General features: G+C 71.8%; 9 protein-coding genes. 4 read left to right on the forward strand and 5 right to left on the reverse strand.

Going from position 1 to position 11901, the window contains the following annotated elements; all coding sequences use genetic code 11:
* Window positions 1-77: 77 nt before the first annotated feature.
* Window positions 78-770 (reverse strand): response regulator, encoded by a 693-nt coding sequence (locus ACH4VX_RS04975; RefSeq protein WP_398365919.1) that lies wholly within the window; start codon window positions 768-770, stop codon window positions 78-80.
* Entirely contained in the window at window positions 767-2425 is a 1659-nt protein-coding gene (locus tag ACH4VX_RS04980) for an ATP-binding protein (protein WP_398365920.1), read from the reverse strand. The genes ACH4VX_RS04975 and ACH4VX_RS04980 overlap by 4 nt, the downstream gene beginning before the upstream one ends.
* A gap of 157 nt (window positions 2426-2582) precedes the next feature.
* On the opposite strand from ACH4VX_RS04980, the gene ACH4VX_RS04985 reads away from it, so the two are divergent.
* The 4 genes from ACH4VX_RS04985 to ACH4VX_RS05000 all read left to right on the forward strand — a co-directional run bounded on the left by ACH4VX_RS04985 (window position 2583) and on the right by ACH4VX_RS05000 (window position 7412).
* Entirely contained in the window at window positions 2583-3983 is a 1401-nt protein-coding gene (locus ACH4VX_RS04985) for a cation:dicarboxylate symporter family transporter (RefSeq protein WP_398365921.1), read from the forward strand.
* A 208-nt stretch (window positions 3984-4191) separates the two neighbouring features.
* Window positions 4192-4659: a MerR family transcriptional regulator gene (locus tag ACH4VX_RS04990; protein WP_398365922.1), complete on the forward strand. Its 468-nt coding sequence runs from the start codon at window positions 4192-4194 to the stop codon at window positions 4657-4659.
* Window positions 4660-4673: 14 nt separating this feature from the next.
* On the forward strand, window positions 4674-4988 hold the full coding sequence (locus tag ACH4VX_RS04995) for a co-chaperone YbbN (RefSeq protein WP_103542388.1): 315 nt from the start codon (window positions 4674-4676) through the stop codon (window positions 4986-4988).
* Between the two features lie 192 nt (window positions 4989-5180).
* Window positions 5181-7412, forward strand: coding sequence for a HelD family protein (locus tag ACH4VX_RS05000; protein ID WP_398365942.1), 2232 nt, complete (start codon window positions 5181-5183; stop codon window positions 7410-7412).
* 15 nt (window positions 7413-7427) lie between these two features.
* Here the strand turns inward: ACH4VX_RS05000 and glgB are convergent, their stop codons facing one another.
* The 3 genes from glgB to ACH4VX_RS05015 all read right to left on the reverse strand — a co-directional run.
* The gene (gene glgB / locus ACH4VX_RS05005; protein ID WP_398365923.1) at window positions 7428-9950 is read right to left on the reverse strand and encodes a 1,4-alpha-glucan branching enzyme; all 2523 of its coding nucleotides are present in this window, start codon (window positions 9948-9950) and stop codon (window positions 7428-7430) included.
* Window positions 9951-9982: 32 nt separating this feature from the next.
* Window positions 9983-11401 carry a maltokinase gene (locus ACH4VX_RS05010; RefSeq protein WP_398365924.1) on the reverse strand — a complete coding sequence of 473 codons (1419 nt, stop codon included), beginning with the start codon at window positions 11399-11401 and terminating at the stop codon, window positions 9983-9985.
* 254 nt (window positions 11402-11655) lie between these two features.
* Window positions 11656-11901: alpha-glucosidase C-terminal domain-containing protein (locus ACH4VX_RS05015; RefSeq protein WP_398365925.1), on the reverse strand; the 246-nt coding region annotated here is incomplete at its 5' end.

Consider the following 11901-nt stretch of genomic DNA (forward strand, 5'->3'; position numbering starts at 1 on the left):
AGGGCCATTCTAGTACTCGAACTATTACATGGTGTGGGATCCGGTGAAGACCGCACCTGTGGTCGCGGCGGTGCCGGTCACGGCCTGCTCACCCAGCGGTACCGCAATTCCGGTCGGCCGACGGTGCCGTACTGCGGGCGGCGGGCCGCGCGGCCGGCGTCCACCAGATGCTCCAGATACCGCCGGGCCGTGATCCGGGAGATCCCCACAATCTCGGCAACACCCGCCGCCGTCAGCCCGTCCTCCGCCTCCCGCAGTGCCCCCGTCACCCGCTCCAGCGTCGGCCCGCTCAGCCCCTTCGGCAACGCGGCCGGCCCCGGCGCCCGCAACGCCGCCAGCGCCCTGTCCACCTCGTCCTGCCCGCTCGCCTCGCCCACCGCCGCGTGGAACTCGGCGTAGCGCACCAGCCGGTCCCGCAGGGTCGCGAACGTGAACGGCTTCAACACGTACTGCACGACGCCCAGCGACACCCCCTCCCGCACGACCGCCAGGTCCCGTGCCGACGTCACCGCGATCACGTCGGCGTGATGCCCGGCCGCCCGCAGCGAACGCGCCAGCTGGAGTCCGTGCACATCGGGCAGGTGCAGATCGAGGAGGAGCAGGTCGACGGGCGTGCGCTCCAGGGCCCGGCGCGCCTCCGCCCCGGTGTGCGCCTTGCCCACGGCGACGAACCCGGGTACCCGCCCGACGTACATCACATGGGCGTCGGCGGCCACCGGATCGTCCTCGACCACCAGCACTCTGATGGGCTCCCCGGTCGTCCCGGTCATACGGTGCCTCCCGGGCCCTGCGCGACAGCGGCGGCGGTGTTCCGGAGCGGCAGCCGGGCCTCGAACACGGCGCCGCCCCCGTCCGCGGAGGTCACCGACAGCGCCCCGCCGTGGCGGCCCGCCGCCTGCCGTACGAGTGCCAGGCCCAGCCCCCGCCCGCCCGGACCGGACGGCTTGGTCGTGAAGCCGCGCTGGAAGACCGCCTCCGCGTGGTCCGGGTCCACGCCGGGGCCGGTGTCGGAGACCTGCAGGATCAGCTCCGAGCCGCAGCCGTCCTCCTCGGTCAGTGCCGTCACCGTCACGCGGGGCCGCACCCCGCCCTGTGCCGCGTCCACGGCGTTGTCGATCAGATTGCCGAGGATGGTGACCAGGTCCCGGGCGGGCAGTGTGTCCGGGAGCAGACCGTCGTCCAGGCGGCTGTCGTCCGACACCACCAGCTCCACACCCCGCTCGTTGGCCTGGGCGGTCTTGCCGAGCAGCAGAGCCGCGAGCACCGGCTCGCTCACCGCCGCCACCACCTGGTCGGTGAGCGCCTGCGCCAGCTCCAGCTCGGCGGTGGCGAAGTCCACCGCCTCCTGGGCCCGGCCCAGCTCGATCAGCGAGACGACGGTGTGCAGCCGGTTCGCCGCCTCGTGCGCCTGCGACCGCAGCGCCTGGGTGAAGCCCCGCTCGGAGTCCAGCTCGCCCATCAGCGACTGGAGCTCGGTCACGTCCCGCAGGGTCACCACCGAGCCGCGCTGCTGGCCGCCGGTGACCGGTGAGGTGTTCACCACCAGCACCCGGTCCGCCGTCAGGTGCACCTCGTCCACCCGGGGCTCCGAGGCGAGCAGCGCGCCCGTCAGCGGCGCCGGAAGACCCAGCCCCGCCACCGATCTGCCCACCACGTCCTCCCCGTCCTCCTCCTGGCCCACCCCCAGCAGCTCCCGGCCGCCGTCGTTGATCAGCGCCACCCTGTACTGCCCGTCCAGCATCAGCAGCCCCTCGCGCACGGCGTGCAGCGCGGCCTGATGGTAGTCGTGCATATGGCTGAGTTCGGCCGCGTTCATGCCGTGGGTGTGCCGGCGCAGCCGCGCGTTGATGACGTACGTGCCGATCGCGCCGAGCCCGAGGGCGCCGGCCGCGACCGCGAGCAGCGCCGTCAGCTGTCCCCGGGCGCGCTGGCTGATCTCCTCGACCCTTATGCCGGCGCTGACCAGGCCGACGATCCGGTCGCCGTCCCGGATCGGGGTGACCGCCCGGACCGACGGGCCGAGCGTACCGGTGTAGGTCTCGGTGAAGGTGCGGCCCCGGAGCGCCGGGGCCGTGTTGCCCTGGAAGACCAGGCCGATCTGGTCCGGGTCGGGGTGGGTCCAGCGGATGCCCCGGGGATCCATGATCGTGACGAAGTCGACGTCGGTGTCGCGCACCACCTCCAGCGCGTACGGCTGGAGCCGCGCCGAGGGGCGGGAGGTGCGGATCGCCTGCCGTACGGAAGGGGAGTCGGCGACCGAGCGGGCCACCGCCGTGGCCTGGCGGCCCGCCCCCTGCTCGGCCTGGCTGTGGTTGCTGACGTAGGTGAACAGCGCGTACCCGGCCACGACGACCGCGATGAGCACGGCCTGCATGGCGAAGAGCTGACCCGCCAGGCTGCGGGGCCGGGGGAGGGGGATGCGCATGTCGTCAGTCTGCCTCGCGCTTCCGCGATGAACTAAATGAACGGAAGGGTGACCGCGCTCACAAGGCAGGACATAGTCACGGCATTCCCCGAAACCCCATCCCCCGGACGTGAGCCGCACGCCGGTGATGCCGACGACGTCGTCAAGGAGGGCCGCCGTGACCAGCACAGCCGCTACGGCACCTGCCGAGCCCAAGGCCAAGCGGGACCGCACGCACTATCTCTACATCGCGGTGATCATCGCGGTCGCCCTCGGTATCGCCGTCGGTCTGATCGCACCCGACTTCGCGACCGAGCTGAAGCCGCTCGGCACCGGCTTCGTGAACCTGATCAAGATGATGATCTCGCCGATCATCTTCTGCACGATCGTGCTGGGCATCGGCTCCGTACGGAAGGCCGCCAAGGTCGGCGCCGTCGGCGGTATCGCCCTGGGCTACTTCATGGTGATGTCGGTCGTCGCGCTGGCCATCGGCCTGATCGTCGGCAACATCCTGGACCCGGGCACGGGCCTCGCGGTCACCGACGCCGTCAAGGAGACCGGCCAGGCGCAGGTCGACGCGGAGGCCAAGAGCACCGTCGACTTCCTGATGGGCATCATCCCGACCACGATCGTCTCCGCGTTCACCGCCGGCGAGGTCCTGCAGACCCTGCTGGTCGCCCTGCTCTGCGGCTTCGCCCTGCAGGCGATGGGCTCCGCCGGGCAGCCCGTGCTGCGCGGCATCGAGCACATCCAGCGGCTGGTCTTCCGCGTCCTGGCGATGATCATGTGGGCGGCCCCGATCGGTGCCTTCGGTGCCATCGCCGCCGTCACCGGCTCGGCCGGCGTCGACGCGCTCAAGAGCCTGGCCGTGCTGATGCTCGGCTTCTACACCACCTGCGTCCTGTTCATCTTCCTGGTGCTGGGCACGATGCTGCGCGTCATCGCGGGAGTGAACGTCTTCTCGCTCTTCAAGTACCTGGGCCGCGAGTTCCTGCTGATCCTCTCCACCTCCTCGTCGGAGTCGGCGCTGCCGCGCCTGATCGCGAAGATGGAGCACCTGGGTGTCAGCAAGCCGGTGGTCGGCATCACCGTCCCGACCGGCTACTCCTTCAACCTCGACGGCACCATGATCTACATGACCATGGCCTCGCTGTTCATCGCCGACGCCATGGGCACGCCGATGTCGATCGGCGAGCAGATCCCGCTGCTGCTCTTCCTGCTGGTGGCCTCCAAGGGCGCGGCCGGTGTCTCCGGCGCCGGTCTCGCCACGCTGGCCGGTGGTCTCCAGTCGCACAAGCCGGCCCTGGTGGACGGCATCGGCCTGATCGTCGGCATCGACCGCTTCATGAGCGAGGCCCGCGCCCTCACCAACTTCGCGGGCAACGCCGTCGCCACCGTCCTGATCGGCACCTGGACCAAGGAGATCGACCGGGCCCGGGTGGACGAGGTCCTGGCCGGCCGCGCCCCCTTCGACGAGAAGACGCTGCTGGACGACGACCACGGCACCGGCGGCGACGTGGACGAGCCCCGCGCCGAGCTGCCCGAGCCGGGCGGCGAGAAGGAGCTGGCCAAGGCCTGACGGCCGCCGACGTCACACGCCCCACAGACCCGGGCGGCTGGGACACTCCCCCCGTTGCTCAGCCGCCCGGACAAGTGGAGGCCCGCCGCCCGTATCCGGGCCTCCACAGCCGCCGAGCGGCCGGACTTCACCCCCGTGAGCCCGGTCGCTCGGCCGTTTCCGTCCCGCCCTTGCCTTGACGCCGACGTCAAGGCGTACGTTCGTCCGCATGCGAATCGGCGAGCTGGCCGCACGCGCCGGAACCACCACGCGGACGCTGCGGTACTACGAGTCACGCGGGCTGCTGTCCGCACGGCGGTCGGACAACGGATACCGGACCTACGACGAGAGCGATCTGCGGCTGCTGCGGCAGATCCGCATGCTCCAGGACTTCGGGTTCGACCTGGAGGAGACCCGGCCCTTCGTGGAGTGTCTGCGGGCCGGGCACCCCGAGGGCGACTCGTGCCCCGCCTCGCTGCAGGTCTACCGGCGCAAGCTGGACGAGCTCGACGCCCTGATCGGCGAGCTGCGTGCGGTGCGGGCGAAGGTCGGCGAGCAGTTGGCGAGGGCGGAGTCGGTGCGATGGGGGTCCCTTCCGGTTCGAGCGAAGCCGAGAACCGGGGGAGAGCCGGCCGCCGACGCGGTGGTTCCGGGTGGTCCGGAGCCGATGTGCGAACTGGGAGGGGAACTGCGGTGAGCAAGGCGAGTGGTGTGCCCGAGGTGAGTGACGCGGACTTCGCGGCGGAGGTGATCGGCTCGGAGCTTCCGGTGCTGGTGGAGTTCACGGCCGACTGGTGTCCGCCGTGCCGGCAGATGGCGCCGGTGCTGAGCGCGCTGGCCGCCGAGGAGGACGGCCGGCTGAAGGTCGTCCAGCTGAACGTGGACGCCAATCCCGATACGACCAACGCCTACAAGGTGTTGTCGATGCCGACCTTCATGGTGTTCCGCGACGGGGAGCCGCTGCGGTCGATGGTGGGGGCCAGGCCCAAGCGGCGGCTCCTGGAGGAGCTGGCGGACGTGCTCTGACCTGGCACGACTACCTGGTACGACCTGGTACGCGGCACAAGAAAACCCCCGGGAAATTGCGCCCGGGGGTTTTCTTTGCGTATATTCATTGATTCGCGACTTCATTTCCGAACAAGTCGCGGTGAAGTTCAGTGACCACAGTATATCCGGGCGGGAGCGGAATTGTCAAACACCGAATTTCCGGACGAGGAATTGCGGCAGGAACAGCAATTCGTCGACGGACTGTACGCACGCGTGGACGCCCTGCGCGGCGACGCCGAGGTGTCCGTCACGGAGGCGCTCGCCCAGGGCCACACTCCCCGGCAGGCCAGGCTGGAGCGGGACATCCTCGTCGCCGAGCGCTCCGGGCTGCTCGCCGCGCTGAACGCCGTGGACGGCTCCCTCTGCTTCGGCCGCATCGACCTCACCTCCGGCGACACCCACCACATCGGCCGGATCGGCCTGCGCGCCGACGACGCCGAACGCACGCCCGTCCTCATCGACTGGCGTGCCGACGTCGCCCGCCCGTTCTACCTGGCCACCGGCCACACCACGATGGGACTGAGGCGCCGCCGGCACATCTCCACCGAGGGCCGCCGGGTCACCGCCCTGCACGACGAGGTCCTCGACCTCGGCGACGAGACCCGCACCGGCCACGAGGACCCGACCGGCGACGCCGTACTGCTCGCCGCCCTGAACTCCGCGCGCACCGGCCGCATGGGCGACATCGTGCGCACCATCCAGGCCGACCAGGACCGCATCATCCGCGCCCCGCACCGCGGGGTCATGGTCGTCGAGGGCGGCCCCGGCACCGGCAAGACCGCCGTCGCCCTGCACCGCGCCGCCTACCTCCTCTACGAGCACCGCGAACTGCTCGCCCGCCGCGCCGTCCTGATCGTCGGCCCCAACCCGGCGTTCCTCGGCTACATCGGCGAGGTGCTGCCCAGCCTCGGCGAGACCGGCGTGCTGCTCGCGACCGTCGGCGAGCTGTTCCCCGGCGTGCGGACCACCCGGACGGACACCCCCGAGGCCGCCGCCGTGAAGGGCCGCGCGGAGATGGCGGGCGTCCTCGCCGACGTCGTACGCGACCGGCAGGCGCTGCCCGACCCGGTGATCGCGATCCGGCACGACCGCGAGATCCTCATGCTCGACGACGGCCTGGTGAACGTCGCCCGCGAACGCACCCGCGCCGCGAAGCTGCCGCACAACGTGGCCCGGGAGCACTTCGAGGGCCACATCCTCAACACGCTCACCGACATGGTCGCCGAACGCATCGGCACCGACCCCTACGACGGCGGCAACTTGCTCGACCCCAGCGACATCACCCAGATCCGCGACGAACTCGCCGACAACCCCGAGGTCTGGTCCGCCATCGACCGGCTGTGGCCCCGTGTCACCCCGCAGCGCCTGGTCGCCGACTTCCTCGCCGCCCCCGAGGGCCACCTGCCCGACGAGGACGCCGCCGCGGTCCGCCGCCCGGTCACCCGTCACTGGACCGTCTCCGACGTGCCCCTGCTCGACGAGGCCGCCGAACTCCTCGGCGAGGACGACCGGCTCGAACGCGAGCGCGCCGAACGCGAGCGGCAGACGCAGATCGCCTTCGCGCAGGGTGTGCTGGACGTCTCGTACGCCTCCCGCACCTTCGAGTTCGAGGACAAGGAGGACGACGACCCGGACTCCTCCGAGGTGCTGTCCGCGCACGACATCATCGACGCCGAACGCTTCGCCGAACGGCACGAGGAGGACGACCACCGCAGCGCCGCCGAACGCGCCGCCGCCGACCGCACCTGGGCGTTCGGACACATCATCGTCGACGAGGCGCAGGAGCTCTCCCCGATGGCGTGGCGGCTGCTGATGCGGCGCAGCCCCACCCGCTCGATGACCCTGGTCGGCGACCCGGCACAGACCTCCGAGGCGGCCGGTGTCGGCTCCTGGGCGGACATCCTCACCCCCTACGTCGAGGGCCGCTGGGAGCACACCCGGCTGGGCGTCAACTACCGCACCCCCGCCGAGATCATGGACGTCGCCGCGGCGGTGGTCCGCGCGGAGCACCCCGGCTTCGAGCCGCCCGGATCCGTCCGCTCCACGGGCGTACGGCCCTGGGCCCGCGCCACCGACGACCTGCCCGGCGCCGTCGCCGAGGCCGTCGCGGAGCTCACCCCCCACGAGGGCCGCCTCGCCGTCATCGCCCCGCGCGCCCTGCACCGGGCCCTGGCCGCCCGCCTCGACGGGGTGACGGCGGGCGCCGAACCCGATCTGGCGCACGACGTCGTGCTGCTCGACCCGCGCCAGGCCAAGGGGCTGGAGTTCGACTCGGTCCTCGTGGCCGAGCCGGGCCGCTACGGCACCAGCGACCTGTACGTGGCGCTCACCCGCGCCACCCAGCGGCTCGGCGTCCTGCACACCGAGCCGCTGCCGAAGCCGCTGGCCGACGCCCTGGACTGAGCGGGAGCCCGGTGCTCAGGCCGGACGCAGCCACACCGTCGCCAGGGGCGGCAGGGTCAGCCGGATGCTCGCCGGGAACCCGTGCCGCCCCTGCGGCTCCGGCTTGACCGGGTCGGGGTGGGTGACGTCACCGCCGCCGTAGCGGCCGGCGTCGGTGTTCACCACCTCGTGCCAGGCGGGCACGTCGTCGGGGACGCCGATCCGGTAGTCCTGCCGGACCACCGGGGCCAGGTGCGACACCGCGAGCAGCGGGGAGCCGTCGCTGTCGTACCGCAGGAACGCGAACACGTTGTCCTCGGCCGCGTCCCCGGTCACCCACCGGAAACCGGACGGCTCGGTGTCGCACTGCCACAGCGCCGGGGTGTGCCCGTACACGGTGTTGAGGTCGCGCACCAGATCGCGCACCCCGCGGTGGTCGGCCTCCGCTCCGTAGTGCGGGTCGAGCAGCCACCAGTCCGGTCCGTGCGCCTCCGACCACTCCGCTCCCTGCGCGAACTCCTGCCCCATGAACAGGAGCTGTTTGCCCGGATGGGCCCACATGAAGCCCAGGTAGGCGCGGAGATCGGCGCGCTGCTGCCACCAGTCGCCGGGCATCTTCGACACCAGGGACCGCTTGCCGTGCACCACCTCGTCGTGGGAGATCGGCAGTACGTAGTTCTCGCTGTAGGCGTACACCATCGAGAACGTCATCTCGCCGTGGTGGTACCGGCGGTGGACCGGCTCGTGGCTCATGTACTGGAGAGAGTCGTGCATCCAGCCCATGTTCCACTTCAGCCCGAACCCCAGCCCGCCGAAGCCGCTCGGACCCTTGTGGTGGGTGGCCCGGGTGACGCCGTCCCAGGCGGTGGACTCCTCCGCGATCGTCACGACCCCCGGCACCCTGCGGTACAGGGTCGCGTTCATCTCCTGCAGGAACGCCACCGCGTCCAGGTTCTCCCGGCCGCCGTGCTCGTTCGGCGTCCACTGGCCGGGCTCGCGCGAGTAGTCCAGGTAGAGCATCGAGGCGACCGCGTCCACCCGCAGCCCGTCGATGTGGAACTCCTGGCACCAGTACACGGCGTTGGCCACCAGGAAGTTGCGCACCTCGCGCCGCCCGAAGTCGAACTCCAGGGTGCCCCAGTCGGGGTGCGCGGCCCGCAGCGGATCCTCGTGCTCGTACAGCGGCCGGCCGTCGAACTCCGCCAGCGCCCACTCGTCACGCGGGAAGTGCGCCGGCACCCAGTCCATCAGCACCCCGATCCCGGCCCGGTGCAGGGCGTCGACCAGGTACCTGAAGTCGTCCGGGGTGCCGAGGCGGGCCGTGGGCGCGTAGAACCCGGTGACCTGGTAGCCCCAGGAGCCTCCGAAGGGATGCTCGGCGACCGGCATCAGCTCGACGTGGGTGAAGCCGAGGTCCTTGACGTACGCGGGGAGCTGATCGGCGAGCTGACGGTACGTCAGACCCGGCCGCCAGGACGGCAGGTGCACCTCGTACACGGAGAACGGCGCCCGGTGCGCGGGCACCTCGGCCCGGCGCTCCAGCCACTGGGCGTCGCCCCACTCGTACGCCGAGGACGTGATGACCGACGACGTCGCCGGCGGGACCTCCGTACGGCGGGCCAGCGGGTCGGCGCGCAGGGTCTTCGAGCCGTCGGGGCGGGTGATCTCGAACTTGTACAGTTCGCCCTCGCCGATCCCCGGCACGAACAGCTCCCACACCCCCGTCGAGCCCAGCGACCGCATGGGGAAACCGGCGCCGTCCCAGAAGTTGAAGGTGCCGGCCACCCGCACCCCGCGCGCGTTCGGCGCCCACACCGAGAACCGGGTGCCGGTGACGCCCTGGTGGGTCACCGGGTGCGCCCCCAGGACCGTCCACAGCTCCTCGTGCCGGCCCTCGCCGATCAGATGCAGGTCGAGCTCGCCGAGCGTGGGCAGGAAACGGTACGCGTCCTCCGTCTCCTGCACCGTCCCCTCGTACGTGACGAGCAGCCGGTACGCCGGGACCTCGCCCAGCGGCAGCAGTCCCGAGAAGAAGCCGTCACCGTCGTCGTGCAGCTCGACGGTGAGGCCCCCGGAGACGACGGTCACCGCGAGGGCGTACGGCCGGAACGCCCGGAAGACGATCCCGCCGGGCACCGGATGCGCGCCGAGCACGGAGTGCGGGGCGTGGTGCGTCCCGCTCAGCAGCCGCTCCCGGTCGGCGGTGTCCACGGCGGGGGAGACGGCGATCTCCATCTCGGGCGGGGCGGGCTGGGCGGTGGCGGTCTCCTTCACGACCGCCTTCTTGGCCCCCGCCTTCCTGGCCGGGGTCCTCTTCGCGGTCTTCTTCGCAGGGCTTTCGGCCGCCGTCTTCTTCACCGCTGTCTTCTTGGCTGCCGGCTTCTTGGCCGTGGCCTTCTTCGGTGCCGCGGCCGCCTTCTTCGCCGTCGCCTTCTCGGTCACGGTCTTCGCCGCCGTGGCCGTCTTCTTCGCGGTCTTCTTCGTCGGCTCGGCGGCCGGGGGCCGCCGCTCGGCCGGCTGCTCCGGATGCGAACCGCTGGACTCGGGGCGGGGGGTCACGGGCGAAGCCTCCTGGACGCGGGTCGGATGGGTCAGATCAGGTCGGTCGAGGCGAGCCGGTGCACGGCGGCCAGCGGTACGGGCAGCCACTCGGGGCGGTGCCGGGCCTCGTAGACCACTTCGTAGACCGCCTTGTCGGTCTCGTACGCGCGCAGCAGCACCGGATCGGTGCGTGGATCCCGGCCGGCCGCCTCCGCGTAGCCGGAGCAGTACGCCGCCCGGCACCGCACGGCCCAGTCCGGCTGCGGCGGGCCCACCGAACGCGCCGCGTAGTCGAAGGACCGCAGCATGCCGGCCACGTCCCGCACCACCGGCTGCGGCATCCGGCGTTCCGCCAGCGGGCGGGCCGGTTCGCCCTCGAAGTCGATCAGCGACCACTCCCCGGCCGGGGAGCGCAGGCACTGCCCGAGGTGCAGATCACCGTGCACCCGCTGGGCGGTCCAGGTGCGGCCCTCGGCGGCCAGATCGTCCAGCGCCGTGAACGCCGAGTGCAGCCCGCCTGCGTACGGCCGCAGCGCGGGCACCGCGTGCACGGACGCCTCGAGCCGCTCGGCCATGCCGGTGACCAGGGAACGGAGCTGGGCGTGCCCCAGCGTGACCGTGGGCAGCGCGCGGGCCAGCGCGGTGTGCACCTCGGCGGTGGCCCGTCCGAGGGCCCGCGCCTCGGCGACGAAGTCCTCCCCCTTGGCCAGCTCCCGCAGTGCCAGCTCCCAGCCGTCCGTCGCGCCCTGCACGAACGGCTGGAGCACGCCCAGGACGTACGGTTCGGCCGGGGGCGGCGGGCCGGGCGACTCGTCGGGGTCCGCCACCAGCCAGGCCGTCGGCGGCGGCACCCGGGGGCAGCCCACGCCGGCCAGCGCCAGCGGCAGCTCCAGGTCGGGGTTGATCCCGGGCACGATCCGGCGCAACAGCTTCAGGATGAACGTATCTCCGTAGACGACCGACGAGTTCGACTGCTCGGCGGTCATCAGGCGCGGCACCAGACCGGACCGGATCTCCTGGCGCGGGTCCCGCTCGAAGCGGAGCCCGCCGATCCGGGCCCGGGTGCGCAGGGCCTCCAGGAGCAGTTCGGCGGGCCGGGTGTCGTGCAGGGCCTCGTAGACCGTCCGTCCGGCCAGCGGGCCCCGCGTCACATGACCGATCAGCGCGGGCGCGAGCCGGGGCGGCAGCGCCTCGCGCACGCCTATGAGCAGCTGGTAGCAGTCGCCGGGCTGCTCGGGGCCGCCGTGGCCCGGCTGGAGCGGCTGATGTGCGCGTACGAGCAGGTGGTACAGGCCCAGCTTGGCCGTGGGCGGCAACAGCTCGGTGGCCGCGACCAGGGAGAACCCGGTGACGGGACGGCCCTTGCCCGCGAACCAGCGCTGCCGCGGCAGCCATTCCCTCAGCAGTGGATCCAGTGACGCAAGGAGGCCGGGCGGGGTCGTGACGGTGCGTGTGACGGCTTCCGACATGGCGTCGCGTCCTTTACGCGTCGGTTGCGGAGGAGCGTCGGGTTGCGTGAAGGGTGCCCAGGGCGGGACGGAGGAAACCGTCCCGCCCTGATGGTGGCCGGAGGCCTCACCGGCGGATGCGGAGCCGGAACCATTGGCGTTCACGCTGCCCGAAGCGGGAGCGTGTCCTTGCCGATCACTCGGAAAGGTTTCACGCGACAAGCGCGTGCAGTTGATGACCGAGCCACCCGCCCGGCGGGCTCGAGCCCTGTTCGTCAGGACGGAGTAACCGTATCACTACTCGCTGTGCTCTCGTGTCGCAGGCGGAACCAGTAGAAGCCGTGGCCCCCGAGGGTCAGCAGATACGGCAGTTCGCCGACGGCCGGGAAGCGCACCCCGCCGAACAGCTCGACCGGGTGGCGTCCTCCGAAGGCGCTCAGATCGAGCTCGGTGGGCTGTGCGAAGCGTGAGAAGTTGTTCACGCAGAGCACCAGGTCGTCCTCGTGCTCGCGGAGGAAGGC

It is taken from the genome of Streptomyces sp. NPDC020731 (genome assembly GCF_044334705.1).
GTDB lineage: Bacteria > Actinomycetota > Actinomycetes > Streptomycetales > Streptomycetaceae > Streptomyces.

Excerpts from the sequence above, each read along its gene's own strand:
- ACH4VX_RS04990 (WP_398365922.1), top strand. The coding sequence starts at position 4,192 with ATGCGAATCGGCGAGCTGGCCGCACGCGCCGGAACCACCACGCGGACG.
- ACH4VX_RS04975 (WP_398365919.1), bottom strand. The coding sequence starts at position 770 with ATGACCGGGACGACCGGGGAGCCCATCAGAGTGCTGGTGGTCGAGGAC.
- ACH4VX_RS04980 (WP_398365920.1), bottom strand. The coding sequence starts at position 2,425 with ATGCGCATCCCCCTCCCCCGGCCCCGCAGCCTGGCGGGTCAGCTCTTC.
- ACH4VX_RS05010 (WP_398365924.1), bottom strand. The coding sequence starts at position 11,401 with ATGTCGGAAGCCGTCACACGCACCGTCACGACCCCGCCCGGCCTCCTT.